Source organism: Microbispora sp. NBRC 16548 (genome assembly GCF_030268985.1).
GTDB classification, from domain to species: Bacteria; Actinomycetota; Actinomycetes; order Streptosporangiales; family Streptosporangiaceae; genus Microbispora; species Microbispora catharanthi.
In genome coordinates this window covers 1-26,318 of sequence record NZ_BSSF01000015.1, presented here as the reverse complement: position 1 = coordinate 26,318, position 26,318 = coordinate 1, and the positions used below count along the sequence as shown (strand labels likewise).

Genomic DNA, 26,318 nt, shown 5'->3' with positions numbered 1-26,318 from the left:
AGCCGCGGCGCGGAGTCATGTCAAGTGAAGCTCGCCGGCCGGTATTCGAGCAGGACGACGCGGGAGTCGAGGACCCTGGTGCCGGCCAGTTCCAGCCCGGTGCGGGGGTAGCCGGCGTAGGCGGGCTCCCGGCCGTCGCCGCCCAACGTCAGGGGGAAGACCATCACCCGGAGCCGGTCGACCAACCCGAGCTCCATCAGGCTTCTCACCAGCGTGAGGCTGCCGATCGAGCGCAGCGGCACGTCCGACTCCTGCTTGAGCGCCGTGATCCGCTCGGCGAGGTCGCCGCGTACGAGCCGGGTGTTCTTCCAGGCGAGCGGCTCTCGCAGGGTGTTGGAGAAGACGGCCTTCGGCAGGTCGTTCATCCGGGTGCTCGCCTCGTCGGCGGCCGCGGACGAGATGGCCGCCAGCGCCTCATAGGTGACGCGCCCCATGAGCATCAGCTGCGGCTGCTCGGTCGCCTCGCGTATCCAGGCGTCGAGGCCGGGACCCGCGTAGCCGAAGAAGGGCCCCACGTCCACGCCGGCGGCGAAGCCGTCCATCGACACGAACAAGTCCGCTATGAGTTCAGCCACGGCGTGACCCCTTCAGCCCATCCGGTTCTGCTCAGCATTGTCCGAGACAGGACGCGATCTCGCGGCATTCCAGGGTCATGGCGCGCAGCATCGCGATGGCGGCCGTGCGGTCTCCACCCAACAGCGTGAGAGCCAGGTCGGCCACGACCTTCCCGAGGTTGTGCGCGGCCCGCGGTCGGCGCCACCGCTCCAGCTGCGCTCGAACTTTCCGTGAAAGCCCGAGGTCGGTTGCGTCGGCCGCTCATGATCCTCGCATGGACGAGTGTGTGAGAGTTCCTGACAGAGATCAATTTGTGACTTTATGATCATCCCTTGGCAGATTTGACCAAGATCGGGGGAAATTGTCATGCTGACTCGTAGGGACTCGCTCCGGCTGCTCGCCGGCGTCGCGGCGGGGGTGGCCGCCGTACAGGCCCGTCCCGCGGCCGCGGCGACCCGCACATGGAGCGTCACTGGGCAGAGCGCCCCGGCGCTGCAGCCGTTCGACGACACGCTCAAGAGCTTCATGCAGGCCCGTGCCATCCCGTACGCGTCGCTGGCGGTGGTGTGCCAGGGCAGGCTGGTGCTGGCGCGCGGCTACAACTGGACGGAGAACACCGGCCTGCAGGCCGGGCCGACCTCGCTGTTCCGTGTGGCGAGCATGAGCAAGCCGGTGACCGCCACCGCGATCATGAAGCTCGTTCAGGACGGCAGGCTGAGCTTGTCCGCCAAGGTGGCGCCCATGCTGGGGCTCAGCACCGCCGCCGACTCCGACCTCGGCGACGTCACCGTGCTCCACCTGCTCCAGCACGTCGGCGGCTGGGACCGCGACAAGTCATTCGATCCGATGTTCCAGGACTTCGCGATCAGGGACCAGCTCCACGTGCCGCTGCCGGTGACGCAGGCGAACATCATGGACTACACGTCGAGGTTCGAGCTCTACGCCCCTCCCGGCACCCACTTCGCCTACTCGAACTACGGCTACATGCTGCTCGGCAAGGTCATCGAGAAGGTCACCGGCCTTCCCTATGACACGTACGTCCGCCAGAACGTGCTCTCCCCGGTCGGGATCCAGCGCATGGTCCTCGGCCGCACCGCGCAGAGCCTGCGGCAGCCGACGGAGGTGACCTACTCCTCGCAGTACAGCGGGACGACCGTGCTCGACGCCTCCGGAGCCCTTGTGCCCTTCCAGTACGGCGCCTTCAACCTGGAGAACATGGCGGCGCACGGGGGCTGGCTCTCCTCGGCCGTCGACATGGCGAAGTTCACCACGATCTTCGACGCCCCCGGACTGCTCACTTCGTCGAGCATCACGCAGATGTTCGCCCAGCCCGCCATCGTGGACCCCGACGGCTGGTACTACGGCCTCGGCTGGTTCGTCCGCCAGGTCACCGGCGGCCTCAACACCTGGCACGACGGCTCGCTCCCGGGCACCTCCACGCTCATGGTCCGGCGGTGGGACCGGCTGAGCTGGGTGGTGCTCTTCGACCAGCGCGACGACCCCTCGGGCCTCGGCTACGGCGACATCGACCCCCTGCTCCACCAGGCGGCGAACGCCGTCGGCTCCTGGCCGACGACGAACCTCTTCCCCAGCTACGGGCTCTGACCTCCGCCACCCGCCGCCGGCGGCCACCGGCGAATTCGCCCGTGGCCGCCGGGCGGGTCCGCGTACCGTGCCGGGTCGTCACGTGGGCCGGTGATCAGCCGCCACTGCCGGCTACGTGCGGTGCCGCCGGGTGCGCGGGTGCCGTTGACGGCCTCCGCCCGTCATCGCGCGCCCGTCATCGCGCGCCCGTCATCGCGCGCCGAAGAACTCACGCAGAGCCCGGGCCACGACGAGCGGGGCTCCGTCGTCCTCCGGCCCCGAATGCCCGACCCCCGGCAGGTCGACGCTTCGCGCGTGCGGGAGCACCTCGGAGAGTTTCCGGAGCGCGAGACGCAAGTACGCCGCGCTCTTCGTACCGCCGAGGAGCAGCACCCGCGCATCGAGCGCCGCATAGTCCATGACCGTGTCGGCCGTCTCCCTGATCACCTGTACGTCGAATCGCAGTGTCGGGATGAGCGCCTCGACCGGCACCTCATCGGGGGATCCGTCGCCCTGCAGGCGCGCGCCGATCGCCAGGAGCGGCACGAGGGCGAAGCGGGGGGTCCTGGTGAACAACGACGGCTCGGCGTCCAAGCCTTTCATCCCCGTGACCAGAGCGGACGCGGATCCTCCCGCAGCGATCTCGCGGTCGAAGCGCGCCACCCAGTCCGTCGGCACCGAGCCGCCGATAGACAACGGAGGCTCATACAGGGCGATCCGGTCAAGGGCGGGCGTGACCAGGGCCGTATGCAGGGTGACGAGCGCGCCCGCGCTCAGGCCGAAGATCTGCGACGCGCCGGTCGCCGTGACGAGCGCCTGGAGGTCTTCGACCTCCCGTGTGACGCTGAAGTCGGCGCCGTGAGGGCCGCTCAGCCCACGTCCGCGCCGGTCGGGCACATAGACGGTGAACGAGGTCGATAAGGCGGCGGCGAGCTTCGTGAAGTGCTGCGACGCCAGCATCGCGCCGTGTACGAGGATCAGCCCGGGGCCGTGGCCACTGCGGCGGTAGCCGATCACGGTCCCGTCGGCCGAACGAACCTGTTCGCGCACGGTGCGCGGCGAATCCTTCATCGCGCGCCTACAACCGGGACGAACAGGCGCATCGCCCGCTTGCCGGCCTCCACCGCCGTGTTCCCGCGTTCCAGCAGGTCGTGCTGGTATTCGTCCAGAGCCGAGATCGGGTCCCGCCGGCCCTGATCGACCCCGGCCAGCCGCACGCTCAGCCGTACGGCGTCCAGCGTCGCGGTGCCGGCGCCGTTCCCGCCGCTGGCCGGCGTCAGGTGGGCCGCGTCGCCCAGCAGCGTGACGCGGCCCACCTGCCACGGCGGCATCGGGCGGTCGTGGACCTTGGAGCGGCCCACACCACTCATGTCGGCGCTGCGTACCAGGTCCCGCAGGTCGTATCCGGCTTCCACCACCCGGGCGACGAGGCCGTCGCCACCTTCAGGCGTCTCATCGCCGCCCTGATCGCCGCGGGTGTCCCCGCCGACACGGCCACCATCGCCGTGGACACGGTCCTGGCCTACGTCAACGGCTACACGATCGAAGAACAGGCCCGCAAGACCGGAGTCGACGGCTGGCCCAGAGAGCGCCGGGACCGCGCCTTCCCCGACGGCCTCGAATTGATCATCGCCGGTGTCAGAGGAACTCTGCCGTCTTGACGTCGGCTTCGGCCGGGCCGCCCCGCCACCCGCCGTCTACGGACCACTCCTCGCGGGCGCGGATGTTCCTGGCGTGGCCGACCAGCCCGCCGCCGTCGGGCTACGAGCCGACGGTCATCACCGGCAGTATCGGCGGCATCGTGGGTGCCTGACCTTTCCGGGCCGTCCAGCGTCGTCCACGTGCCCACCATCGTCCGCGAGCGTCGTCACCCAGTTCGTCACGGAGAGACGCTCCGCCGGCGGCTTGCCGGACCGAGGTCACGTCCGTCACAAACCTCGATGTCCGTGATCGTCGTCGCGGTGGGGTCCAAGCTCAGCCAGATGACGTCTTCACCGTTGCGTTCCAACTGCACCACCCAGCAACCTGAGGAACCTCGCGGGGCCGTCAAGAGGTTGGTGCACGTGGACCTACAGGTGCACGCGCCGTAGAACAGCAGGTCCTCAACCGTGTCGGCAAGAGGGTCGTTCTCGTCCTCCCGCAGTAGAGAGATGATCTCAGCGGTGAGGTCGGGAAACACATCCGCCAGGCGGGGATGTTGTCCGGCAGTCATGGATTGCACGCTACACAAACGGGCATCTCGCTCGTAATGAGCGCCTGCTCGCAAATGGGAGCCAGTCACGACGGTAGGGAACTCCCCGCCCTGCTGTAGAGGCAGTTACGGCGCAGTGGCGCCTGGCAGCGTAAGCCGACGTTGCTGTATTTCGCTGCTGTAAAGCCCAAGGTTCGGTTTTTAGACCAGATCTCGACCAGGGCCACCTACTCCGATTGTCGAATTCTGTGGACCGCGGGTGATTCAAAAGGCTCGAAGCCATTGATCGAGGACGGCGAAGTCTTCGTCGGCGAGTCCCCTGTATGACTCCACGTGGTGAAGGAGAGCCCGACCGCTGTGGTGTACGGAGACCCACTCCCTATCGGCGTCGGTGATCTCATCGTCGACCCAGGCGAACGGGCGTCCGCCCGCCCAGTTCACCAGGGTCCGGGTCTTCCAGCAGAGCCCGAACCATTGGTCCTCACGTTTGTGCTGGTCGGCTGGCTCCGGCCAGCTCACGACAGGCAGTCGCGGCAGCCCGATCCGGGGTGCTATCTCGGCATTCGCCTCCTCTTCCCAGGTCGTCGCCCAGACGAGTTCGCAGGGCAGCGCTGCCAGCCGACTCCCCATCTCGGAGGTGAGCCGCGCCAAGCGCGAGTCCGGTGTAGTGCCCCGCGGTGCGCGTTGCGGGTCCTCGCCGAAGGGGAGAAGCGGTCCGTCGACGTCGAGGAAGAGCAGCGGGCGTTCAGTATGACCGGTCATGCTGCCCTGACCTCGTCACGTTCGGTGAGTACGCCGCGTTCGAAAATGTCGAGACCGAACATGCAGGCAGGCGGCTTGCGGGCCTAGTACATCGAGATGTGCACGTGGTCGTAGTGGTTGGCGGTGATTCCGCCGCGGTCGGACATGGTCCGCCAGCCCGGATGGCCGAGGTTGTAGATGCGCTGCTGCCAGATCACGTACATCACGCCCAGCTTCGGCCCGTTCTTGATGGCCCAGGCGGCCAGGCTGTCGCCGAGCGCCTTCATCTCGGGCGAGGGCATGGCGCCGCCCGAGCTCATCATGAAGTCGCAGGCGCGCCCGAGGGGGTGCTCGCCGCTGTTCTCCGCGCGGTAGCAGCCGACCGGAAACCGCAGGTCGAAGTTCTTTTCGACCTCGCTGCGGGTGAGCCGCATCCGGGGCGTGATGTTGTCGGAGCCGCTGGGCAGCTCCGGCGCCCACGACCCGCCCCCGCGCTTTCCCGGCGCGATCGGGATCAGCGCGTCGAGCTTGTCCTTGATCTCGTCGATGAGATCCTCGGCGTCCTCGCGCTGTCCGGCGACCTCGGCGGCCTGCGTCTTCAGCTGCCCGGTCAGAGTCTTGGCGGCGTCCGCGGCCCGCTGCCGTTCGGCGCGGACCTGGTCGAAGTGTGCGAGCCTGGCGGCCTGCTCCTCCTTGAGCTGGTAGTTCAGCGCGGCGGTGTTCATGTCGGGCAGCGCCATCGCGCTCTCGGTCTGGTAGCGCAGCCCGGCCAGCTGCCGTACGGCGTCGCTGGCGGCCTCGTAGTCGGCCTCCGCCTTGGCCAGCCGGCCTCGGGCCGCCTTCTCCTCCACGCGGGCCTTGGCGAGGGCGACGCGTTTGGCGTTGTAGTCGCCGATCAACCGGTCGACCTTCTTCCGCAGGTCCGACAGCTCCTTCTTGAGCTGCTTCTCCGTCGGTTTGGGATCGGCGGCACCAGGCGCGGCCGTGCCGAACACGAGGACGGCCGAGGCGAGCACGCCGACAGCCAGGGGGAACGCGCGGGGCAGAGCCCACTCCTCTCCATCTGCCGACCGGGTTAGCTGACGGGTTCGGGCTGGAGAAGCCCGGGCAGGCCACTGCCTTGACCCCAGGTGCGTGATTGGGTCCCCGGCTCCCGGGCGGGGCGCCCGGGATTAGGCGTACCGGTTGTGACGGCCGGTGTCAGGGATACTAGTGGTAAAGAAACCGTGGCTGCCACCAAAGTCGCAACCAACCGGAGATCAAGCCGTTATCGCTTCGCGAAGCATCCGGGCCGCCTCCTCAGGCAGCACGTCGTTGACGAACGCGCCCATGGCCGACTCCGATCCGGCGAGGTACTTCAGCTTGTTCGGCGCGCGCCGGATCGTGAAGAGCTGCAGGTGGAGGTAGGCGAGGTCGCGCCGGTAGGCGACCGGGGCCTGGTGCCAGGCAGCGACGTACGGCATGACGACACCGAACAGCCCGTCCAGGCGGCGCAGCACCTCGATGTAGAGCGGCGCGAAGGCGGCCCGTTCCTCGGGCGACAGCGCGGGGATGTCGGGCACCTGACGGTGCGGGTAGACGTGCACCTCGAACGGGTAGCGCGCGGCGGCCGGGACGAAGGCCGTCCAGTGCTCGTTGGCGGCCACCACCCGGGGGCCCTTCCGCTCTGCGGCCAGGACGTCCGCGAACAGGTTGCCGCCCTGATGGCGGGCGGCGGCGTCCAGCATCTGCCGCGTACGCGGCGTGACGTACGGATAGGCGTAGATCTGGCCGTGGGGGTGCGGCAGCGTGATGCCGATCTCGGCGCCGCGGTTCTCGAAGCAGAAGACCTGCTCCACGCCGGGCAGCGAGGACAGCTCGGCCGTACGGTCGGCCCACGCCTCGACGACCAGCTCGGCATGCTCGTCGCCCAGTGAACTGAACGACGCGTCGTGGTCGGAGGTGAAGCAGACGACCTCACAGCGCCCGATCCCCGGCCGCACCTCGCTCAGCCCGCCCACCTGCTCGTACGCACCGGTGTTGAAGCTGAACGACGGGAAGCGGTTCTCGAACACCGCCACCTCGTACGGCGAGGGGATCTCCGAGCCGGGATGGCCCGGGCAGAGCGGGCACTCATCGGCGGACGGCAGGTGGGTGCGCGTCTGGCGGTGCCGGGCCACGGCCACCCACTCGTCCATCAGGGGGTCGTAGCGCAACTCGGAGGCGAGCGGACGTGGCGGCAGGTCCCTGGTGTCGATGGCGCTGTGATCGGCGTCGTCGCGCCGGTCGAAATAGATCAGCTCACGGCCGTCGGCGAGATGGGTGATGGTGCGCTTCACAGAGCGGTCTCCAGCTTCACGGTGCGGTTTCCCGGGTCACAGCGGGCTTCCAGATGTCCGGGGGCACAGCGGGCTTCCTGCAGAGGTCCGGCGTCACAGTGCGGTCTCCAGCTCGGTCTCCCCGGACGGATCGGCGAGGAGGAGCTCGCCTGCGTGCTCCGAAAGCGCGGCGCGCGCCTCCTCCGGCAGGCCGACGTCGCTCACGACCACGCCGGCCTCGCCGAGGGCGGCGATCGTGCTGATGCCGATCGTCCCCCACTTGGTGTGGTCGGCCAGGACCACGAGCTGCTGGGCGGCCGCGACGAGGGCGCGGTCGGTCTCCGCCTCCAGCAGGTTCGGCGTGGTGTAACCGGCCCGGACGCTCATGCCGTGCACGCCGAGCATGAGCGTGTCGACGTTCAGGGAGCGGACGGCCGCCACGGCCACCGGGCCGACCAGCGCGTCGGAGGGCGTGCGCACGCCTCCCACCAGCACCACGGTCTGGTCGGGCCGTCCCGCCCGATGGAAGACGTCGGCCACCTGGACGGAGTTGGTGATCACGGTCAGCTCGGGCACGTCCACCAGGTGGTGGGCCAGTGTCCAGGTCGTGGTCCCGGCCGAAAGGGCGACGGAGCTGCCCGGCCGTACGAGCATGGCGGCTCGGCGGGCGATGGCCTCCTTCTCGGCCTGCTGTCGCACCGACTTGGCCGCGAAGCCCGGCTCCTCCGTCGAGCCGGTGCCGGTGGCGGTCGCCCCGCCGTGCACCTTGACGATCAGGCCGCGTTCCGCGAGGACCTCCAGGTCGCGGCGGATCGTCATGTCCGAGACCCCGAGGTCGCGCACGAGCTGCGCGACGCGCACCCCGCCGGTTCTGCGTACCCTCTCCAGGATCGCCTGCTGCCGTTGCTGGGCCAGCATCCACCACTCCTGTCAACAGATTCAAACAAATTATGCCCCACGCACGTGGAGACATGTTGAGTTGGGGTCCGGGTACTTGCCGCCGGCGGTCCGGGGGAGGACAGTGAGCGAAAGCCGTACTCGACGGAAGGCGGTCGTGATGGGCAGGCGCGCACGCAAGTCCAAGGCACGCAAGAAGAAGAAGGCCAACCACGGCAGGCGGCCCACAGGGCGGTAGCCCTGCGATAGGGCCGTGCGGTAGCCCTGCGACAGGACCTGTGCGGTAGGCGCTGCGATAGGACCTACGGGTTCCTGCCCCAGGCGGCGAGCAGATGAGTCTGCTGGTCGGCGCCGGCCGGAACGCCTCGCTCATCCCCGATCACCCCCGCCTCGCGGTAGTCCTCCCGCGCCTTCTCGAACCATTCCGAGCAGGAGGCGACGAGTTCGGGGTCGAGCCGTTCCGGCCCGCCGATGGCACGTGCCAGGTCCCAGGTGTGGATCAGCGCGTCCGCGAACAGCTCGGTGATGTACTCCTCGCCCGGCACGTCGCCGAAGGACAGGTGGGTCACGCTGGTCAGGGCGCCCTCGGCGTACACCGCCTGGACGGCGCCCTGCGCGGAGGCCTCGAACGCCTTGAGCGGGTCCTCGCCGAGCACGTCGCCCTCGAAGGCGTCCCCCACCTCGGCGACCGTACGGCCGGACAGCAGCTCGGGGGCCCACAGGTTCTCGGCCACGACGTGGTTGACGAGCCCCCGGACGTCCCAGTCGACACAAGGAGTCGGCAGCTCCCACTGTCCGCGGCGGACGAGATGGAGGCGGTCCCCGAAACCGTCCAGCGCCCTGCGGTACGCGTCACGGATGTCGATCATGTCCCCTCCTCGCCACGAACTCCCCATTCGACCGTAACTCTTCTCGACGATCAGTCATACACGCTCACAGGGGAGGGAACGTCCGGGTCAAGGGAGATGCTGCTCGACCCAGACGATCTTTCCGTACGGGGTGGGCCGGGTGCCCCAGCGGTAGGCGAACCGCTTGATCAGCTGGAGACCGCGGCCGGTGTCCTCGTCGGGGGTGGCCGTGCGCGGGGCGGGAGCGGCGGGGGAGCCGTCGACGACCTCGACCACCAGCGTGCGGCCGCGCAACATGCGCAGCTCGATCGGCGGCCAGCCGTGTTTGAGCGCGTTGGTGACCAGTTCGCTCACAATGAGCTGGGTGCTGTCCACCAGGCCGCTCAGCCCCCACCTCTGCAGGGTGCTGCGGACGAAGCGGCGGGCGTGCGAGACGAACCTCGGGTCGGACGGCAACGGGCAGGTCGCCACCTCGTCCGGGTCGAGATCGCGCACCCGGGCCACCATCAGGGCGATGTCGTCACGCTCGTGGCCGGCCCGCTGGCTGCTGATGATCACGTCGCACATGTCCTCCAGGTCCTCGATCGGACCGGCGAGCAGGCGGCGCAGCCCCATGATCCCGGCGTCCAGGTCCCGCTCCCGGCTCTCCACGAGGCCGTCGGTGTAGAGGGCGAGCACGCTTCCGGCCGGCAGGACCAGCTCGCGCGACTCCAGCGGGTCGCTGCCGATGCCGAGGGGCAGGCCCGAGGGCAGCTCGATGATCTCGGTCGACCGGTCGGGGTGCAGCAGGATCGGCGGCACGTGTCCGGCACGGGCGAGCGCGCAGTTGCGCGTCACCGGGTCGTAGACGGCGTAGATGCACGTGGCGATCTGGCTCGGGTCGAGGTCCTGACTCATCAGGTTGAGCCGGAACAGCACCTCGTCGGGCGGCAGGTCGAGGCTCGCGAGCGTCCGCGCGGCCGTGCGGAGCTGGCCCATGGTCGCGGCGGCCCTGGTCCCGTGGCCCATGACGTCGCCCACCACCAGGGCGGTACGGCACCCGGGCAGGGCGATCACGTCGTACCAGTCGCCCCCGACGCCCATCAGGTCGCTGGCGGGCAGGTAGCGCGAGGCGATGTCCATGCCGAGCGCCTGCGGCAGTTCGACGGGCAGCAGGCTGCTCTGCAGGGTCAGCGCGGTCCTGCGCTCCCTGGTGTACAGCCGCGCGTTGTCGATGCACACGGCGGTGCGGGCGGCCAGGTCCTCGGCCACCACCACGTCCTGCTCCTCGAACGGCAGGCTGCCCGGGTGCCTGGTGAAGATCAGGCACCCGAGGACCCTTCCCCGCGCTCGCAGGGGCACCGCGAGGAACGAGGAGTCGGTCAGGAGCGAGGCGACCGCCTCCTCCCGGTCCAGGCTGGCGCCGATCAGCCGGGCGCTCTCCTTGTCGAGTGCCGGGTACATCAGCGGTTTGCCGCCGGCCATGCACTGGGCCTGCGGAAGGATCGCCGGGTAGACCGTCGCCTCGCCGACGGGGAAGGCCGTCGTCCAGGCGTCCGGATCGGCACCGGCCACGCCCAGGGCGACCCGGCGTACGAGGGTGGTCCCGTCCACCGGCCTGGACGACAACTCGCCGTCCGCCATGAGGCGGTCCTGCACCATCACGGCCGCCGCGTCGGCGAAGCGGGGGACCGCCACGTCGACGAGCTCCCGGCTCGTCTCGGATAAGTCGAGTGTGCTGCCGATCCGCCGGCTCGCCTCGTTCAGGAAAGCCAGCCGCTCGTGCGCGGACGCGGCGCTGCTGCGGCGCCACTGCGCCCGGTTACCCGGGGCGGGGTCCTTGATGACGCAGTTCCGGTTCAACGATTTCTCCGGAGAGAGCGGATGGTGTTCCAGAATCGTATGGAGCTGATACCGCGCATTTCAGCCGTTTGACATGAGTGCTCCGGTCGGTATGACGGCGCGATGGCGCAGCCGTACCCGCCGGTCAAGGGACGAAACGGATATCGGCGGGCATGCGTCACATCAGACGGCGGGCAGGTGCGCGAGGGCCGCGTCGATCCGCTCCTGCGGAAGCGTGAAATCCTCAAGGCGGCCGGCGAGACGGCTCTCGTAGGCGGGCAGGTCGAAGTGGCCGTGCCCGCACAGGGACATCACGATGACCTTCTCCTCGCCCGACTCGGCGCACCGCAACGCCTCCGCGATCGTCGCGGCCACCGCGTGGGAGGGTTCGGGAGCCGGCACGATCCCCTCGGCCCTGGCGAAGCGGATCCCCGCGTCGAAGCACTCGGTCTGCGTGACGGCCACGGCCTCCACCAGGCCCAGCGCGTAGATGTGCGAGAGCAGCGGCGACATGCCGTGGTAGCGCAGCCCGCCGGCGTGGATCGGGTCGGGCACGAACGTGTGCCCCAGCGTGTGCATCTTCATCAGCGGCGTGAACCCCGCCGTGTCGCCGAAGTCGTACGCGTAGGTGCCCCGGGTCAGGGACGGGCAGGCGGCGGGCTCGACGCTCCGCAGCACGGGGTTCATGCGCCCCGCCAGCTTCTCGCGCAGGAACGGGAAGGCCAGCCCGGCGAAGTTGGAGCCGCCGCCGGTGCAGCCGATCACCACGTCGGGGGTCTCGCCGAGGACGGCCAACTGCTCCAGCGCCTCCTCGCCGATCACGGTCTGGTGCAGCAGAACGTGGTTGAGCACCGAGCCGAGGGCGTATCGCGTGTCGTCGTGCTGCCCGGCGACCTCGACCGCCTCGCTGATCGCGATGCCCAGCGACCCCGTGCAGTGGGGGTCCTCCGCCAGGATCCTGCTGCCCGCCGTGGTCACGGCCGACGGGCTGGCGTGCAGGGTCGCGCCGTAGATCTTCATCAGCGTGCGGCGGTACGGCTTCTGCTCGTACGACGCCCTGACCATCCAGACCTCGCAGGCCAGGCCGTACTGCCCGCAGGCGAACGCCAGGGCGGAGCCCCACTGGCCCGCGCCGGTCTCGGTGGTCAGCCTCCGCACGCCCTCCCGCGCGTTGTAGTACGCCTGGGGGACCGCCGTGTTGGGCTTGTGCGAGCCCGACGGGCTGCCGCCCTCGTACTTGTAGTAGATCCGCGCGGGCGTGCCGAGGACGCGTTCAAGCCGCCGGGCGCGGATGAGGGGCGTGGGCCGCCAGAGGCGGTAGACGTCGAGGACGCCGTCAGGGATCGGGACGAACCGCTCACCCGACACCTCCTGCTCGATCAGCGCCGCCGGGAAGAGCGGTGCGAGGTCGTCGGGGCCGACCGGCTGCAGCGTCGCCGGGTGGAGCACCGGCGGGGGAGGCGTGGGCAGATCGGGGACGACGTTGTACCAGTTCCGGGGAATCCGGGACTCGTCGAGAAGGACCCTGGTCGGCTCGCCCATAACTCCCAGTGTCCGCGCCGGGGGCCCATCGGGAAAGGGCGTTTGCCGATGTGGCCGGACCCGGTCAGACGGCTGCGTCAGGTGGTTCCGCCCGAGCGCCAGTAGACGTTGGCCTCCCGGGTGAGGAACCCCTCGTCCACCAGATAACGGCGCAGCGCGGCGTAGTCGTCGTGGAACGCCCGCAGCGCCACGTCGACCTCCTTCTCCGGATAGCGCACACCCACCTCGAACACCTGCGCGATGTAGTCGAGCACGATCAGCCGTTTGGCCCTCTTCACGGGGATGGAGACGAGCCGCCCGCCGACCAGGAACGCGTCCATCGGATCCGCCGGCGTGGAGGGGATCGTGCGCAGCAGATCGCGGAAGGTCTCGGGCCGCGCCCGCCAGCCGTCCCCGTCCCGTACGGCGAGGCCGCCCCGCTCCAGCCGGTCCAGGGCCTTGGACACCCCTTCCCGGTCGAGCCCGGTGACCTTGTCGAGCGGCTCACCGGGACGCAGGACCAGTCCGGCGAGGACCCGGAGCGTGTCGTCCTGCCCGAGTAGCCCGAGCACGCGGGAGATGTGCTTGTCGATCACCTGTCCACGGTATTGCGTGGATGAAGACCGTAGGAAACCTGGAGGGCGACGTGACCGCTCAACTGGATCACACGATCGTGCACAGCAGCGACCGCTTCGAGTCCGCCCGGTTCCTGACCGGGCTGCTCGGTGAGCCCGAGCCCGGCGCTTTCGGGCCGTTCGCCACGGTCCGGGTCGGCAACGGCGTGACGATCGACTACGCCGACTCGATCGTCGACCGGGACCGGATCGTCATGCAGCACCTGGCGTTCCTCGTCTCTGAGGACGAGTTCGACGACATCTGCGCCCGCATCGCCGAGCGGGGCCTGCCCTACTGGGGCGGCCCCCACCACCAGGAGCCGCAGCAGATCAACCACCGCCACCACGGCCGCGGGGTGTACGTGGACGACCCCGACGGCCACGCCATCGAGTTCCTCACCCATCCGTACGTGGAGGAGGAGTGACTTTCAGCGGGTCTGTGTCCGGCCCCGGTCGAACACGGCGCGCCTGCGGGCGGCGAAATCCTCAGGGCTGGTGATGGCGAGCCCGTCCCGGCCGGTCTCCAGTTCGGCCCGGAGGCCGTCGGCGCCGGTGCCGTCGCGCAGGAGGTCGTAGATCTCCCGGATCCTGCCCAGCGTCTCCGGCGTCGTCGTCGCGATGCTCTGCGCGAGCTCAACGGCCCGGGGCAGCAGCCGGTCGTGCGCGACGACCTCGTTCACCAGGCCGATGCGCAGTGCCAGGGAAGCGTCGACGAAGTCCCCGGTGAACGTCATCTGCCGGGCCCATGACTGCCCGACGGCCTGGCTGAGCCGGGCCGTCATGCCCCAGGAGGGCACGATGCCGACGCGGGTGTGGGTATCGGCGAACCTCGCCCGTTCGCTGGCGATCCTGAAGTCGCAGGCGAGGGCGAACTCCAGACCACCGGTCACTGCCACGCCGTTGACCGCCCCGATGACGGGCACCGGGAAGTTCCGCAGCGGGAGGATGGAGTCGGGGTGGCCGATCTGCACCGCCGCTTCGAGTTCGCCGAGGTCCAGGCCCGCGCAGAAGGCGGGGTCGGCCCCGGTGAGGACCATCGCGCGCAGGCCGGGCTCCTCCGCGAGTCGCTTGAGCGTGTCATGGAACTCTTCGAGCAGCGCCTTGGAGATCGCGTTGTACTTGCGCGGACGGTTCAGCGTCACGACCGCGACGGCCTCGGAGGGCCGGTCGACGAGGACCAGGTCACCCATGATGCTCCTCAGGGTTCCGGGGGTAGCGAGAACAGGTTATAGAAAGGTGCCGGCCCCCGGACGTCACGCCGGTGCGCGAGTGGCCCGCCCGCAGGATCAGCGGTCACCTGGGCCGTTCGGCTCGAACTCTCGTCAAGATCATGGTACGCATCGTTTATGCGGCGCTCTGTGGCGATATCTCTGATGACCGCGATCGTCGCCGCCTTCGGCGCCGCCGTCATCGCCACCTTCGCGCTGATTCTCCCCGCCCCTGGTTCCACCACGCCGTACCGCGCGCCCACCGCGTCGGGACGGCCGACGGAATCGGCCCTCGACGCGTCCACGATGCCCGAGCTCTGGTATCAGGACGCGGAGACCGCGAGAAGAGTGGTCACCGCTCTCGGATTCGTCCCGGAGATACACACCGTGGACGGCGAGGAGATGAAGGCCCCGACGGATTGGATCGTGGCCGGTCAGGAACCGGCTCCGGGAACCCTCCTCAAGAGCACCATTCCGATCGTGTTCTATGTCACGCGCAAGGACATGCCCGTGCCCAGCCCCACCACGGCGACCGCAGACCCGTATGAGCCGGCCCATGATCTCCACGCCCGGCAGAACCCGACCGAAGGCCGAGGACGTCGTGGGCGTTGACTGGATCCGGATGCGGCCCGTGCCGGGTGCCTCCCCAGAGGTCCTGGTCGTGCTCGTCCAGCAGCAGGCCGCGGCGTTCGCGGCCACGGGCAACTGGTTCGAAGGGGAGTTCGATCATCTCCAGGTCGACGCCGGCCCGGGATCATGCGAGCTCGTACACCACGTGGACGTGGACTCCGGCCCTGACAGTTACCGGCGGGTGAGCGCTTTCGTCCTCAGCCCCGTCTTCCCCGCAGAGTGGCGGCTGGCGGCCTATCGCAGCTATCTGCCCGCGGAGCTTCCGGACCGTCTGCACCGTTGGCGGTCGCACCTCGACCAGATCCGTCGCGGGGCCCATCGCGACTACCTGCACGCGTGGTACTGCTACGCGATGACGCGGCAGGTCGCGCTGCGATGGCAGGTGCTCCGCGATCAGGCTGCCACCGCCCGGGACCGCACGAACACCTGGGCCACGCGTCCGGCACTCATCCCCGTCCGAGAACAGATCCTGGCTCTTCCACTCCCGGCCGTACCACCGGCCCCTCATTGGGGCGCAGACGCCCCAACCGAGGCGAGGCTTCCCGTCCACAGCGATCTCATGGTGGAACTCGCTCGGTCGTGGAACTCCCTGGTTCCCAACAGACAGAAGGTCCGAATCCAACAGCCTCCCGACTTCGACGATTTCGTGGAAACCGCCTTGGACGATGCGGCTCTCACCGACTGCCTCGACTGGATGGATCGAGCCACCCAGGACGGCTACGGGCTGCTCCTCGACTGGTGACTGACGGAGCCCTGGTCACACAGTTGGTCGCCCCAGTCGCCCAGGGAACGGACAAGGCCGCTCCCGGCGAGCGGAAGCGGCCTATGTAGTACGTGAGAGCTGGTCGGGGCGACAGGATTTGAACCTGCGACTTCTTGCTCCCAAAGCAAGCGCGCTACCAAGCTGCGCCACGCCCCGTCTCGTCGGGTACGCGAGCGCTCCGAGACTCCGGTACGCTTACGCCCTGACGACCGGATGAAGTCTAGACCAGATGGACACCGGGCGCGCGCGGACGTAGCTCAATGGTAGAGCCCCAGTCTTCCAAACTGGCTACGCGGGTTCGATTCCCGTCGTCCGCTCTCACCACGAAAGGCCAGGTCACCCGCACGGGGAGCCTGGCCTTTGTGATCTCACGACACTGTTTCCGATCTTCCGTGCCACATATGTTTGTTCCAGGTCCGGCGGAAGCTGGAGCGCCGGAGGCGAGCGCCCTTGGGGCCGATGAAGACCCAGCCGTCCGCCGCCTTGTCCAAGTAGCGCTCGACATGCTCGCGAAGCTGGGGGAGGAGTTCCGGAGGGATGGCGACCACCCGACGACCGGAACGCGCCGGCCCGCTGTCGCTTCGCGATGGGTGCAGACGGGAAGATCAGACAGGGGAGAAGCCTGCGGGGCCGCGCCTACTCGCTGAGCAGCACCCAAACAGCTGACAGGCCAGCGTGTGCCGTTATCTGCCGCGTTACGACGTCCACAAGGTCATCGGCGACGTTTGCGGGGAGATCCCCCTCTATGGACACCTGCCAGCCGACATCCTCGGCCGAAAAGGAGACGTCAACATCCCGCACCCGAATCCGGTGATCGCCCCAGCCGTCCACGAGGCAAGCCTCCCACCCGTCAGGGGTGAGGACGCGCGCAAGATCTCGCGCGTGTATGGGGATCCATTCCGGCCCGTCCTCTGGCCTGATCAGATATGCACGAGTCTCCTGCATGATCCATACCGTGCCACGAGCGTGCCAGTCATAGCGGGGAATCAGCACGCCATCCTCCCGGGCATGGAAGGCGCGGACCCCCCGACGGGCAGGTCCTCGCGACCGAGGAGAACGGCGGAGTAAGAGGGGCCGACCTCCGAAGCGCCGGGCGAGCCTCCTTTCGGATGCCCTGTCTCTGACCCGGATCTCGCAAACCTGGAGCGAGGTGACGGGGGGAACGGGCGGACGCTGAGAAAGGGTCAGTCGCCGGTGCGGAAGAGGGCCCAGACGGCCTTGCCGCCCTCGTCCAGCGCGTCCCAGCCCCACGCCTGGCTGTAGGTCTCGACGATGTAGAGGCCGCGTCCGTGCTCGGAGACGAAGTCGGGCTGCACGGGCGACGGCGCCTGGTCGCTCGGATCCGAGACGGCGAGCAGCACGTGCGGGGCGATGCGCAGGAGCGTCAGTGTTATCGGCCGGTCGTCGGAGCGGTTCGCCGGATACAGCGCGTAACGAACCGCGTTCGTCACCAGTTCGCTCACGACCAGTGCCGCGTCGTCACTCAGTTCCGACAGACCCCACTGTTGCAAGGTCGTCCGCGTGACGTCACGCGCGGTCTTGACGGAGTCGGCCTGCGGGGCCAGGGGGCACATCGTCGTATCGGACGCCCCTGCCGCCCTCCGGAACCAGCCGAATCCCACGTCGCGGGTCAGCTGGCCGCCGGGTTTGGGCTCGTCCGACATGGTTGCCCGTACCTCCCGCTGGCCTGTATCGAGGACTGGTGCACATTTGGCCCAATATGCACCTAGACATGATGGATCAGCGCCTCCCGCCGCTGCAAGACCCAAATGCACGTGCAATTGTCACGTGCATACGCACAATGCGGTAGTGCTAACCGTCAGGGACACGTAGATCAGACCTTGTCATCGGAGCCCGAAGTGGTGACACTGTGTGGGCTGGGGGTGTCGTGCGGGTCGTCCCTTGGCGGCACACAAGGCCGAGGTGAGAGGGAGGCGCCGTGATACAGATCCAGGCTGGATCGGGTCCGACGGCTCTGCGCATCCTTCTCGGTTCCCAGCTCCGCAAGCTTCGTGAGAGCAAGGGCATCAGCCGTGATCAGGCCGGCCAGTGCATCCGGGCGTCCGAATCGAAGATCAGCCGGATGGAGCTGGGCCGGGTCGGATTCAAGGAACGCGACGTGGCCGACCTTCTCGCCCTCTACGGAGTGGAGGACGAGGAGACGCGCGTTGTCGTGATGAACCTGGTCGATCAGGCCAACGAGCCCGGCTGGTGGCACCGGTTCAACGACCTGCTGCCCTCGTGGTTCCAGGCCTACGTCGGCCTGGAGGAGGCCGCCGAGCGCATCCGCACCTACGAGGTGCAGTTCGTTCCCGGCCTGCTGCAGACAAAGGAGTACGCGCGGGCGGTCATCATGGCCGGCGCGGTCGGCGCGGCGCCGGAGGAGATCGCCAGGCGGGTGGACCTGCGGCTGGAACGCCAGCGCATCCTCGACGGCGAGAACAGCCCGAAGTTCTGGGCGGTGATCGACGAGGCCGCGCTGCGCCGCCCGATCGGCGGCGTCGAGGTGATGCGGGGTCAGATCCAGCACCTCATCGACCTGATGAACCAGCCCAACGTGACGATCCAGGTCATCCCGTTCAGCTACGGCGGACACGCCGCCGAGGGCGGTGCTTTCAGCATCCTGCGGTTCTCTGATCCCGACCTGCCCGACATCGTGTACGTCGAGCAGCTCGCTAGTGCGCTCTACCTGGACAAACGGGAAGAAGTCGATCGCTACAGCGAGGTCATGGAACGCCTCTGCGCGGTCAGCACCACCCCCACGGAGACGGTGGACCTGCTGCGGCAGATCATGGCCGACCTCTGATCAGTCGCTACCGGGCCTCATCTGTTCTAGACTGCCCTTGGCGTTGGACACCCGCCACAGTCGAGCATGCCCGGACAGGTCGCGTGCAGGCGAGACGGTGATCCTGTGCCTTTCACGTGGGCGCGGCGCGCGTTACTGTGCCGCGGTTGCCGTGCATGACGTGCCCGCGATCACCAGATGCTGGATCAAGGAGACCACCCCGTGAAGACCGCTGTCGAGGAGCTCAGCCCTACCCGGGTCAAGCTCACCGTCGAGGTGCCGTTCAAGGAGCTCGAGCCGAGCCTGCAGGCCGCGTACAAGAAGGTCGCGCAGCAGGTGCGCGTGCCCGGCTTCCGTCCTGGCAAGGTGCCGGCCCGGATCATCGAGCAGCGCTTCGGCCGCGCGGTGGTTCTCGAGGAGACCCTGAACGACGCCCTGCCCAAGCTGTACGGCCAGGCCGTTGACGAGACCGAGGTCTTCCCGGTCAGCCAGCCGGAGATCGAGGTCACCAAGATCGAGGACGGTGAGCAGGTCGAGTTCACCGCCGAGGTGGACATCCGCCCCGCCTTCGACATTCCGGACTACCAGGGCGCCGAAGTCGTGGTCGACCCCGCCGAGGTGACCGACGAGGACATCACCACCCAGCTCGAGGCCCTGCGCCAGCGCTTCGCGACGCTGACCGGCGTCGAGCGGCCGGCTCAGAACGGCGACTACGTCGTCATGGACCTGCGTGCCGAGATCGACGGCCGCAACCTCGACGAGCAGCAGGCCGCCGACGTGTCGTACGAGGTCGGTGCGGGCTCGGTCCTGCAGGGCCTGGACGAGGCGCTGGAGGGCATGGCCGCCGGTGACGAGAAGACCTTCCGCACCACGCTCGTCGGCGGCGAGAACGCCGGCGAGGAGGCCGACGTGATCATCAACGTCAAGTCGGTCAAGGAGAAGGTGCTGCCCGAGCTCGACGACGAGTTCGCGCAGCTCGCCAGCGAGTTCGACACGCTCGACGAGCTCAAGGACAGCATCCGTCAGCAGGTTCGCCGCAACAAGCTGGTGGACCAGGTCGTGCAGAGCCGCGAGAAGGCGCTCGACGCGCTGCTCGACAAGATCGACATCCCGCTGCCCGAGAGCGCGCTCCAGGCGGAGATCGACGCGCGCAAGCACAACCTCGAGCACCAGGTCGCCGAGAGCGGCCTGAGCCGCGAGGCGTACCTCCGCCTCCAGCAGACCTCCGAGGAGGAGCTGTTCGCCGAGTACGAGTCGACCTCGGCCAAGGCGCTGAAGTCGGGCTTCGTGCTCGACAAGATCGTCAAGGCGGAGGAGATCGGCGTCAGCGAGCAGGAGCTGACCGACTTCGTGGTGCGCCGCGCCATGCAGATGGGCGTCGCGCCGAACACGCTGGCCCAGCACCTCGCCGACAACAACCAGCTTCCGCTGGCGATGATGGAGATCGTGCGCGAGAAGGCCAAGACCCTCATCGGCGACGCGGCCAAGGTGACCGACACGGCCGGCAACGAGGTGGACGTCAAGGCCATCTACGCCGAGCTCAACCCCGAGCAGGAGGCCGTGGGCGTGGAGGAGGCGGGTGCCGGGGAGCCCGCCGACGAGGCCGAGGAAAGCTGATTTCCCAGGCTCTCGCCTGACTTCTGCCACCGACCGGCCGGGAGGCCGGTCGGTGTGGCGGTAACGGTGAAACCCCCGTCGCACTCGGGTGCGCCGGGGGTTTCCGGTTATGTTCAGGCAAATCCCTGCAAATTTGTTTCTTACCGCGTGTCGGGGAGCAATCGTACGGCTGAGATCCCCGTGCCCCCGGCCGTGCGGCCACGGCGGGAAACACGGGCGATGCGGTGCAGGGGCCCCGTGACGGGCCGGGCATGCGCCGTCAGCGAACAGTACGGCGCACGGGCATGACCTGTCTGCGTCGCGCGTTAAGGTCACAAGCAAAGCCAATCGATTACGACGCATCGGAAGGTGACGCTGTGACCAGCCCGCCGACCTTCTTCCCGACCGGTGGTTCCGGCTTCGAGGCCCGGAGCCCGGAGGGTGGCCCCTCCCGCCTCGAGGACCAGCTCTACCAGCGCCTGCTGCGCGAGCGGATCGTGGTGCTCGGCACCCAGGTCAACGACGAGGTGGCCAACCGGCTGGCCGCTGAGCTCCTGCTCCTCGCCGCCGATGACCCGGACCGCGACATCTGGATGTACATCAACTCCCCCGGTGGCTCGGTGACCGCCGGCATGGCGATTTACGACATGATGGAGTACGTGCCGAACGACGTCTGCACGGTCGCCATGGGCCTGGCCGCCTCCATGGGGCAGTTCCTGCTCTGTGCCGGCGCCCGCGGCAAGCGGTACGCGCTTCCGCACGCCCGGATCATGATGCACCAGCCGTCGGGCGGCATCGGCGGCACCGCGGCCGACATCGCGATCCAGGCCGAGCAGATGCTGTACGTGAAGAAGACGCTCGCGGAGCGGATCGCTTTCCACACCGGCCAGCCGCTCGATCAGATCGAGCGCGACTCCGACCGGGACCGCTGGTTCACGGCCGAGGAGGCCAAGGACTACGGCTTCATCGACCACGTGGTGCGCAGCGCCCGCCAGGTGCCCTCCGAGGGCGCCGTCTCGTGACTGGAGCTTCCCAGATGAGTGAGCTGATCCGGCCGGGTGACATCAACGGCCGCTACGTTCTTCCCTCCTTCGTCGAGCGCACGTCGTACGGCGTCAAGGAGATGAACCCCTACAACAAGCTGTTCGAGGACCGCATCATCTTCCTCGGCGTCCAGATCGACGACGCTTCGGCGAACGACGTGATGGCGCAGCTGCTGACGCTGGAGTCGCTGGACCCGGACCGCGACATCAGCATGTACATCAACTCGCCGGGCGGCTCGTTCACCGCGATGACCGCGATCTACGACACCATGCAGTTCGTCCGGCCCGAGATCCAGACGGTCTGCCTTGGGCAGGCGGCCTCGGCCGCAGCGGTCCTGCTGGCCGGCGGCACGCCGGGCAAGCGGTTCGCGCTGCCCAACGCCCGCGTGCTGATCCACCAGCCCTACACCGAGGGCGGCGGCCAGGGCAGTGACATCGAGATCCAGGCTCGTGAGATCCTGCGGATGAGGTCGCTGCTCGAGGAGATCGTGGCGAAGCACTCGGGCAAGGCGCCCGACGAGGTCCGCAAGGACATCGAGCGTGACAAGATCCTCAGCGCCGAGGAGGCGAAGGCGTACGGGCTGGTGGACGACATCATCCCGTCGCGGAAGAAGCGCGCGGCGGCGGTCGCCGCTTCCTGAGGGAGTTGCCGCACCGGAACGGTGCCCATTTGGGCACGTTCCGGTGCGACTCACCGCTAGGGGGCTCACTGAGGGCCCGAGAGACGGTAACGTCGAAACCTGAGCGGGATGACGTTTTCGCACCGGATCGCGATCGCTGGCTCATGACCCAGGATCATGAGCCCGGATCGTGAGCAGGTGCGGACGGAAGCGACCGCGGCGGCAGGGGCGGTCCCACGCAAAGGAGTATCTGGGGTGGCACGCATCGGCGACGGGGGAGACCTGCTGAAGTGCTCGTTCTGCGGCAAGAGCCAGAAGCAGGTCAAGAAGCTCATCGCCGGACCAGGCGTCTACATCTGCGATGAGTGCATCGATCTCTGCAACGAGATCATCGAGGAGGAGCTGTCCGAGTCCTCCGAGCTCAAGTGGGACAACCTCCCCAAGCCGCGCGAGATCTACGAGTTCCTCGACGCGTACGTCATCGGGCAGGACAAGGCGAAGAAGGCCCTGTCGGTAGCGGTTTACAACCACTACAAGCGCGTCCAGTCCGGGGAGCGGGGCCGTGACGACGGCCTGGAGCTGGCCAAGTCCAACATCCTGCTGCTCGGCCCCACCGGGTCGGGCAAGACCCTGCTCGCGCAGACCCTCGCCAAGATGCTCAACGTGCCGTTCGCCATCGCGGACGCGACCGCGCTGACCGAGGCCGGCTACGTCGGCGAGGACGTGGAGAACATCCTCCTCAAGCTGATCCAGGCCGCCGACTACGACGTCAAGAAGGCCGAGACCGGCATCATCTACATCGACGAGGTCGACAAGATCGCCCGTAAGAGCGAGAACCCGTCGATCACGCGGGACGTGTCGGGCGAGGGCGTGCAGCAGGCCCTGCTGAAGATCCTTGAGGGGACCACGGCGAGCGTGCCCCCGCAGGGCGGGCGCAAGCACCCCCATCAGGAGTTCATCCAGATCGACACCACGAACGTGCTGTTCATCTGCGGTGGCGCCTTCGCCGGTCTCGAGAAGATCATCGAGTCGAGGGTCGGCAGGAAGGGCATCGGCTTCAACGCGATCATCCACTCGAAGGAGGAGATGGACTCCTCCGACATCTTCTCGGACGTCATGCCGGAAGATCTCCTGAAGTTCGGCATGATCCCCGAGTTCGTCGGCCGGCTCCCGGTGATCACGTCGGTGCACAACCTTGACAGGGACGCGCTGATCCAGATCCTCACCGAGCCGCGCAACGCGCTCGTGAAGCAGTACCGGCGCCTGCTCGAACTCGACAACGTCGAGCTGGAGTTCTCCGACGACGCGCTGGAGGCCATCGCCGACCAGGCGATCCTGCGCGGCACCGGCGCCCGCGGGCTGCGCGCCATCATGGAGGAAGTCCTCCAGTCCGTGATGTACGAGGTGCCCTCCCGCCAGGACGTGGCCCGCGTCGTCATCACCCGCGAGGCCGTGCTGGAGCACGTGAATCCGACTCTGGTGCCACGCGACCAGCTGCAGGCCAAGCAGCAGCGGACCCCGAGGGAGAAGTCGGCCTGACGCGGGCCTTCGCCGGCGCGTTGTCCACAGGGCGTGCGGCGACGGCTCGGGCGGCGTCCGGACGTCCCTAGAATTGGGCACCGTGACTACGTCTGAGCTGCCCACCCAGTACGCCCCCGCCGATGTCGAGATCCGGAGCTACGAGCGCTGGGTATCGGCGGGCTACTTCACCGCGGACCCGGGCAGCGGGCGCGAGCCGTACAGCATCGTGCTTCCCCCGCCCAACGTGACCGGGTCGCTCCACGTGGGCCACGCCCTCGACCACTCGATCCAGGACGCGCTCACCCGGCGAGCCCGGATGCGAGGTATGGAGACGCTGTGGCTCCCCGGCATGGACCACGCCGGCATCGCCACGCAGAACGTCGTGGAGCGCGAGATCGCCAAGGAGGGCCTGTCTCGCCACGACTTCGGCCGTGAGGCGTTCGTCGAGCGCGTCTGGCAGTGGAAGGAGGAGTCCGGCGGCCGGATCCTCGGCCAGATGAAGAAGCTCGGCGACGGCGTGGACTGGTCGCGTGAGCGCTTCACGATGGACGAGGGGCTCTCCCGGGCCGTCCAGACGATCTTCAAGAAGCTGTTTGACGACGGCCTCATCTACCGCGCCGAGCGGATCATCAACTGGTGCCCCCGCTGCCTGACCGCCCTGTCCGACATCGAGGTCGAGCACAGCGACGACGACGGCGAGCTCGTCTCGATCCGGTACGGCTCGGGCGACGAGGAGATCGTCGTCGCCACCACCCGCGCCGAGACCATGCTGGGCGACACCGCGGTCGCCGTCCACCCCGCCGACGAGCGCTACGCGCACCTGGTCGGCAAGTACGTCGAGGTGCCGCTCACCGGGCGGCGCATCCCGATCGTCGCGGACGAGCACGTGGACCCCTCCTTCGGCACCGGCGCGGTCAAGGTCACCCCCGCGCACGACCCGAACGACTTCGAGATCGGGCGCCGCCACTCGCTGGAGTCGCTCGTCATCATGGACGAGCGCGGCGTCATCACCGCCCACGGGCCCTTCCAGGGCCTCGACCGGTTCGAGGCGCGGCCCGCCGTGGTCGCCGCGCTGCGCGAGCAGGGCCGCATCGTCGCCGAGAAGCGGCCGTACGTGCACTCCGTCGGCCACTGCTCCCGCTGCAAGACCGTGGTCGAGCCGCGGCTGTCGCTGCAGTGGTTCGTCAACGTCACACCGCTGGCCAAGGCCGCCGGTGACGCCGTGCGTGACGGCCGCACCCGCATCCACCCGCCGGAGCTGGCCAAGCGCTACTTCGACTGGGTCGACGACATGCACGACTGGTGCATCTCGCGCCAGCTGTGGTGGGGACACCGGATCCCCGTCTGGTATGGCCCGGACGGCGACATGGTCTGTGTGGGGCCCGATGAGGAGCCGCCGGCCGGTTACGAGCAGGACCAGGACGTCCTCGACACGTGGTTCTCCTCCGGGCTGTGGCCGTTCTCCACGCTGGGCTGGCCCGACGCCACGCCCGATCTGGCCCGCTTCTATCCGACGACCGTGCTCGTCACCGGTTACGACATCCTGTTCTTCTGGGTCGCCCGGATGATGATGTTCGGGTTGTACGCGATGGACGGCCAGCCGCCGTTCCGGACCGTGGCGCTGCACGGCATGGTGCGCGACCAGTTCGGCAAGAAGATGTCGAAGTCGTTCGGCAACGTCGTCGACCCGCTCGACTGGATCGAGCGGTACGGCGCGGACGCCACGCGCTTCACGCTCCTGCGCGGTGCCAACCCCGGCTCCGACGTGGCGATCAGCGAGGACTGGGCGGCCGGATCCCGCAATTTCTGCAACAAGATCTGGAACGCCACCCGCTTCGCCTTGATGAACGGCGCCGTCTCCGACGGTCTGCCCGAAGACCTCACGGCGGCCGACCGGTGGATCCTGTCGCGCCTGCAGGAGGTCGTCACGAGTGTCGACGCGGCCTTCGAGGAGTTCGAGTTCGCCAAGGCCTCCGACGCCCTCTACCACTTCGCCTGGGACGAGGTCTTCGACTGGTACGTCGAGCTGGCCAAGGTCCAGTTCGCCGAGGGCGGCGCGGTGGCCGAGAACACCAAGCGAGTGCTGGGGCATGTCCTCGACGCGCTGCTCCGGCTGCTCCACCCGCTCGTGCCGTTCGTGACGGAGGAGCTGTGGCGGGCTTTGACCGGCGGGGAGTCGATCGTGGTCGCTCCCTGGCCCTCTGCCTCGCCCGGGCTGCTCGACCCCACGGCCGAGCAGGAGATCTCCTCACTGCAGAACCTGGTGACGGAGGTGCGCAGGTTCCGCTCGGACCAGGGCCTCAAGCCCGGCCAGCGGGTGGCCGCGCGACTGTCCCTGTCCGGTACGGCTCTCGCCGCCCATGAGGGTGCGATCCGCGTCCTGCTGCGTCTGGACGAACCTGCGGACACCTTCAACCCGACAGCCCGGCTCACCGTCGGCACGGTGCTCGTGGAGATCGACACGGCCGGAGCCATCGACGTCGTCGCCGAGCGGAAGCGGCTGGAGAAGGACCTGGCCGTGGCACGCAAGGAGCAGGCGCAGGTCACAGCGAAGCTCGGCAACGAGCAGTTCATGGCCAAGGCGCCGGAGGATGTCGTGGCGAAGGTGCGTCGACGGGCCGAGCAGGCCGCCGAGGACATCTCTCGCCTCGAGGCCCAGCTCACCGCCCTGCCGGCTTAGGCCGTCGTCCTGTGCGCCCTCGCCGTCGCGAGGGCGCACAGGCTCTCTTAGCTTTGTGGCGGCAGAGGTTTGAAGTGCACGGAGACAGGGCAGGACTCTAAAGTTGCCCAAGTTGTGCGCAGCACCTCTCGACGGGTGCTAGTCTTTCTGCACGCGCTGAGGACCGGCGAGTCTGAACCCCCCTCAGGGGATCGGCTGTTAGGCTCTCAGCGACTCCCTTACATCGGACCCGATTTCGGGATGTCTCGTCACGATTCGACGGGCTTTCGGGAATCAGGTAAGTTAGAGGGGTTGCCCCGGAAACGGGGTGGTCGAATTCCTGTCGGTCGGCGGGTTTCGGGTCAAATTAAGTCCCGGTGGGGCGGATTTGACACGGAAGAGCCGGTCGGGAAGAATTAAGACC

28 protein-coding genes, 2 tRNA genes and 1 riboswitch are annotated in these 26,318 nt (G+C 68.4%); of the genes, 14 read left to right on the top strand and 16 right to left on the bottom strand.

The features are described from left to right. Positions 1-20: 20 nt before the first annotated feature. Entirely contained in the window at positions 21-575 is a 555-nt protein-coding gene (locus tag QSK36_RS33425; protein ID WP_183544247.1) for a dihydrofolate reductase family protein, read from the bottom strand. Positions 576-921: 346 nt separating this feature from the next. On the opposite strand from QSK36_RS33425, the gene QSK36_RS33420 reads away from it, so the two are divergent. Continuing rightward, positions 922-2,160 carry a serine hydrolase domain-containing protein gene (locus QSK36_RS33420; protein WP_225898885.1) on the top strand — a complete coding sequence of 413 codons (1,239 nt, stop codon included), beginning with the start codon at positions 922-924 and terminating at the stop codon, positions 2,158-2,160. 189 nt (positions 2,161-2,349) lie between these two features. On the opposite strand, the gene QSK36_RS33415 is transcribed toward QSK36_RS33420, so the two are convergent. Together QSK36_RS33415 and QSK36_RS33410 are read right to left on the bottom strand one after the other, a co-directional pair. Further along, positions 2,350-3,189 carry an alpha/beta fold hydrolase gene (locus QSK36_RS33415; protein WP_285785140.1) on the bottom strand — a complete coding sequence of 280 codons (840 nt, stop codon included), beginning with the start codon at positions 3,187-3,189 and terminating at the stop codon, positions 2,350-2,352. Between the two features lie 17 nt (positions 3,190-3,206). After that, positions 3,207-3,509 carry an FAD-dependent oxidoreductase gene (locus QSK36_RS33410; RefSeq protein ID WP_285785139.1) on the bottom strand — a complete coding sequence of 101 codons (303 nt, stop codon included), beginning with the start codon at positions 3,507-3,509 and terminating at the stop codon, positions 3,207-3,209. On the opposite strand from QSK36_RS33410, the gene QSK36_RS33405 reads away from it, so the two are divergent. Both QSK36_RS33405 and QSK36_RS33400 read left to right on the top strand, forming a co-directional pair. Next, positions 3,480-3,800, top strand: coding sequence for a TetR/AcrR family transcriptional regulator C-terminal domain-containing protein (locus QSK36_RS33405; RefSeq protein ID WP_285785138.1), 321 nt, complete (start codon positions 3,480-3,482; stop codon positions 3,798-3,800). The two genes, QSK36_RS33410 and QSK36_RS33405, sit on opposite strands and share 30 nt — an antisense overlap. After that, entirely contained in the window at positions 3,797-3,952 is a 156-nt protein-coding gene (locus QSK36_RS33400) for a hypothetical protein (RefSeq protein ID WP_285785137.1), read from the top strand. The genes QSK36_RS33405 and QSK36_RS33400 overlap by 4 nt, the downstream gene beginning before the upstream one ends. Before the next feature lie 66 nt (positions 3,953-4,018). On the opposite strand, the gene QSK36_RS33395 is transcribed toward QSK36_RS33400, so the two are convergent. The 5 genes from QSK36_RS33395 to QSK36_RS33375 form a co-directional block, all read right to left on the bottom strand. Beyond that, positions 4,019-4,351: a hypothetical protein gene (locus QSK36_RS33395; protein ID WP_285785136.1), complete on the bottom strand. Its 333-nt coding sequence runs from the start codon at positions 4,349-4,351 to the stop codon at positions 4,019-4,021. Between the two features lie 243 nt (positions 4,352-4,594). Next, positions 4,595-5,092: an HAD domain-containing protein gene (locus tag QSK36_RS33390; protein ID WP_285785135.1), complete on the bottom strand. Its 498-nt coding sequence runs from the start codon at positions 5,090-5,092 to the stop codon at positions 4,595-4,597. Positions 5,093-5,175: 83 nt separating this feature from the next. Then, positions 5,176-6,087, bottom strand: a complete 912-nt coding sequence (locus tag QSK36_RS33385) for a coiled-coil domain-containing protein (protein WP_285785134.1) — start codon at positions 6,085-6,087, stop codon at positions 5,176-5,178. 34 nt (positions 6,088-6,121) lie between these two features. Continuing rightward, a riboswitch (cyclic di-AMP (ydaO/yuaA leader) is annotated at positions 6,122-6,260 on the bottom strand. 70 nt (positions 6,261-6,330) lie between these two features. Next, positions 6,331-7,389 carry a galactose-1-phosphate uridylyltransferase gene (galT, locus tag QSK36_RS33380; RefSeq protein ID WP_285785133.1) on the bottom strand — a complete coding sequence of 353 codons (1,059 nt, stop codon included), beginning with the start codon at positions 7,387-7,389 and terminating at the stop codon, positions 6,331-6,333. Between the two features lie 93 nt (positions 7,390-7,482). Continuing rightward, positions 7,483-8,286 carry a DeoR/GlpR family DNA-binding transcription regulator gene (locus tag QSK36_RS33375; protein WP_183544237.1) on the bottom strand — a complete coding sequence of 268 codons (804 nt, stop codon included), beginning with the start codon at positions 8,284-8,286 and terminating at the stop codon, positions 7,483-7,485. Between QSK36_RS33375 and QSK36_RS43765 the strand changes: the two genes are divergently transcribed. Continuing rightward, positions 8,186-8,503 (top strand): 50S ribosomal protein bL37, encoded by a 318-nt coding sequence (locus QSK36_RS43765; protein ID WP_502883383.1) that lies wholly within the window; start codon positions 8,186-8,188, stop codon positions 8,501-8,503. The genes QSK36_RS33375 and QSK36_RS43765 overlap by 101 nt on opposite strands. A gap of 64 nt (positions 8,504-8,567) precedes the next feature. Here QSK36_RS43765 and QSK36_RS33370 read toward each other — a convergent pair whose 3' ends face one another. From QSK36_RS33370 to QSK36_RS33355, 4 genes are all read right to left on the bottom strand, one after another. After that, the gene (locus QSK36_RS33370) at positions 8,568-9,134 is read right to left on the bottom strand and encodes a TIGR03086 family metal-binding protein (protein ID WP_285785132.1); all 567 of its coding nucleotides are present in this window, start codon (positions 9,132-9,134) and stop codon (positions 8,568-8,570) included. An 87-nt stretch (positions 9,135-9,221) separates the two neighbouring features. Continuing rightward, entirely contained in the window at positions 9,222-10,955 is a 1,734-nt protein-coding gene (locus tag QSK36_RS33365; protein ID WP_183544233.1) for an ATP-binding SpoIIE family protein phosphatase, read from the bottom strand. A 162-nt stretch (positions 10,956-11,117) separates the two neighbouring features. After that, positions 11,118-12,476, bottom strand: a complete 1,359-nt coding sequence (locus QSK36_RS33360; protein ID WP_285785131.1) for a TrpB-like pyridoxal phosphate-dependent enzyme — start codon at positions 12,474-12,476, stop codon at positions 11,118-11,120. Positions 12,477-12,553: 77 nt separating this feature from the next. Further along, positions 12,554-13,051, bottom strand: coding sequence for a DUF2087 domain-containing protein (locus QSK36_RS33355; protein WP_285785130.1), 498 nt, complete (start codon positions 13,049-13,051; stop codon positions 12,554-12,556). 20 nt (positions 13,052-13,071) lie between these two features. Between QSK36_RS33355 and QSK36_RS33350 the strand changes: the two genes are divergently transcribed. Next, the gene (locus QSK36_RS33350) at positions 13,072-13,494 is read left to right on the top strand and encodes a VOC family protein (RefSeq protein ID WP_220505617.1); all 423 of its coding nucleotides are present in this window, start codon (positions 13,072-13,074) and stop codon (positions 13,492-13,494) included. A 3-nt stretch (positions 13,495-13,497) separates the two neighbouring features. Here QSK36_RS33350 and QSK36_RS33345 read toward each other — a convergent pair whose 3' ends face one another. Continuing rightward, positions 13,498-14,259 carry an enoyl-CoA hydratase gene (locus tag QSK36_RS33345; protein WP_183544229.1) on the bottom strand — a complete coding sequence of 254 codons (762 nt, stop codon included), beginning with the start codon at positions 14,257-14,259 and terminating at the stop codon, positions 13,498-13,500. A 183-nt stretch (positions 14,260-14,442) separates the two neighbouring features. On the opposite strand from QSK36_RS33345, the gene QSK36_RS33340 reads away from it, so the two are divergent. Together QSK36_RS33340 and QSK36_RS33335 are read left to right on the top strand one after the other, a co-directional pair. After that, positions 14,443-14,889: a PASTA domain-containing protein gene (locus QSK36_RS33340; protein WP_285785129.1), complete on the top strand. Its 447-nt coding sequence runs from the start codon at positions 14,443-14,445 to the stop codon at positions 14,887-14,889. Further along, positions 14,879-15,649, top strand: coding sequence for a hypothetical protein (locus tag QSK36_RS33335; RefSeq protein WP_183544225.1), 771 nt, complete (start codon positions 14,879-14,881; stop codon positions 15,647-15,649). The genes QSK36_RS33340 and QSK36_RS33335 overlap by 11 nt, the downstream gene beginning before the upstream one ends. Positions 15,650-15,749: 100 nt before the next feature. On the opposite strand, the gene QSK36_RS33330 is transcribed toward QSK36_RS33335, so the two are convergent. Next, a tRNA-Pro gene (locus tag QSK36_RS33330) sits at positions 15,750-15,826 on the bottom strand. A 90-nt stretch (positions 15,827-15,916) separates the two neighbouring features. Between QSK36_RS33330 and QSK36_RS33325 the strand changes: the two genes are divergently transcribed. Further along, positions 15,917-15,987, top strand: a tRNA-Gly gene (locus QSK36_RS33325). Between the two features lie 319 nt (positions 15,988-16,306). On the opposite strand, the gene QSK36_RS33320 is transcribed toward QSK36_RS33325, so the two are convergent. Beyond that, positions 16,307-16,615, bottom strand: coding sequence for a hypothetical protein (locus QSK36_RS33320; RefSeq protein WP_183544223.1), 309 nt, complete (start codon positions 16,613-16,615; stop codon positions 16,307-16,309). Between the two features lie 239 nt (positions 16,616-16,854). Then, positions 16,855-17,334 (bottom strand): ATP-binding protein, encoded by a 480-nt coding sequence (locus QSK36_RS33315; protein WP_183544221.1) that lies wholly within the window; start codon positions 17,332-17,334, stop codon positions 16,855-16,857. Positions 17,335-17,609: 275 nt separating this feature from the next. Here QSK36_RS33315 and QSK36_RS33310 point away from each other — a divergent pair, with 275 nt between their 5' ends. The 6 genes from QSK36_RS33310 (at position 17,610) to QSK36_RS33285 (ending at position 25,915) form a co-directional block, all read left to right on the top strand. After that, complete coding sequence (locus tag QSK36_RS33310) at positions 17,610-18,476, top strand: Sco1979 family transcriptional regulator (RefSeq protein ID WP_183544219.1); 867 nt, start codon at positions 17,610-17,612, stop codon at positions 18,474-18,476. Between the two features lie 201 nt (positions 18,477-18,677). After that, positions 18,678-20,072 carry a trigger factor gene (gene tig / locus QSK36_RS33305; protein ID WP_285785128.1) on the top strand — a complete coding sequence of 465 codons (1,395 nt, stop codon included), beginning with the start codon at positions 18,678-18,680 and terminating at the stop codon, positions 20,070-20,072. A 356-nt stretch (positions 20,073-20,428) separates the two neighbouring features. Next, a complete protein-coding gene (locus tag QSK36_RS33300; protein ID WP_030509565.1) occupies positions 20,429-21,073 on the top strand; it encodes a ClpP family protease in 645 nt (214 codons plus the stop codon). A gap of 14 nt (positions 21,074-21,087) precedes the next feature. Beyond that, on the top strand, positions 21,088-21,735 hold the full coding sequence (locus tag QSK36_RS33295; protein ID WP_139576457.1) for an ATP-dependent Clp protease proteolytic subunit: 648 nt from the start codon (positions 21,088-21,090) through the stop codon (positions 21,733-21,735). Between the two features lie 234 nt (positions 21,736-21,969). After that, positions 21,970-23,253 (top strand): ATP-dependent Clp protease ATP-binding subunit ClpX, encoded by a 1,284-nt coding sequence (clpX, locus tag QSK36_RS33290; RefSeq protein ID WP_079317756.1) that lies wholly within the window; start codon positions 21,970-21,972, stop codon positions 23,251-23,253. 73 nt (positions 23,254-23,326) lie between these two features. Further along, positions 23,327-25,915: a valine--tRNA ligase gene (locus QSK36_RS33285; protein WP_285785127.1), complete on the top strand. Its 2,589-nt coding sequence runs from the start codon at positions 23,327-23,329 to the stop codon at positions 25,913-25,915. The last annotated feature ends 403 nt before the right edge of the window (positions 25,916-26,318 follow it).

Coding starts and splice junctions, on each gene's coding strand:
- QSK36_RS33420 (WP_225898885.1), top strand. CDS start 922: ATGCTGACTCGTAGGGACTCGCTCCGGCTGCTCGCCGGCGTCGCGGCG.
- QSK36_RS33410 (WP_285785139.1), bottom strand. CDS start 3,509: ATGAGTGGTGTGGGCCGCTCCAAGGTCCACGACCGCCCGATGCCGCCG.
- QSK36_RS33395 (WP_285785136.1), bottom strand. CDS start 4,351: ATGACTGCCGGACAACATCCCCGCCTGGCGGATGTGTTTCCCGACCTC.
- QSK36_RS33390 (WP_285785135.1), bottom strand. CDS start 5,092: ATGACCGGTCATACTGAACGCCCGCTGCTCTTCCTCGACGTCGACGGA.
- QSK36_RS43765 (WP_502883383.1), top strand. CDS start 8,186: ATGTCCGAGACCCCGAGGTCGCGCACGAGCTGCGCGACGCGCACCCCG.
- QSK36_RS33375 (WP_183544237.1), bottom strand. CDS start 8,286: ATGCTGGCCCAGCAACGGCAGCAGGCGATCCTGGAGAGGGTACGCAGA.
- QSK36_RS33370 (WP_285785132.1), bottom strand. CDS start 9,134: ATGATCGACATCCGTGACGCGTACCGCAGGGCGCTGGACGGTTTCGGG.
- QSK36_RS33360 (WP_285785131.1), bottom strand. CDS start 12,476: ATGGGCGAGCCGACCAGGGTCCTTCTCGACGAGTCCCGGATTCCCCGG.
- QSK36_RS33350 (WP_220505617.1), top strand. CDS start 13,072: ATGAAGACCGTAGGAAACCTGGAGGGCGACGTGACCGCTCAACTGGAT.
- QSK36_RS33345 (WP_183544229.1), bottom strand. CDS start 14,259: ATGGGTGACCTGGTCCTCGTCGACCGGCCCTCCGAGGCCGTCGCGGTC.
- QSK36_RS33340 (WP_285785129.1), top strand. CDS start 14,443: ATGACCGCGATCGTCGCCGCCTTCGGCGCCGCCGTCATCGCCACCTTC.
- QSK36_RS33320 (WP_183544223.1), bottom strand. CDS start 16,615: ATGCAGGAGACTCGTGCATATCTGATCAGGCCAGAGGACGGGCCGGAA.
- QSK36_RS33315 (WP_183544221.1), bottom strand. CDS start 17,334: ATGTCGGACGAGCCCAAACCCGGCGGCCAGCTGACCCGCGACGTGGGA.
- QSK36_RS33295 (WP_139576457.1), top strand. CDS start 21,088: ATGAGTGAGCTGATCCGGCCGGGTGACATCAACGGCCGCTACGTTCTT.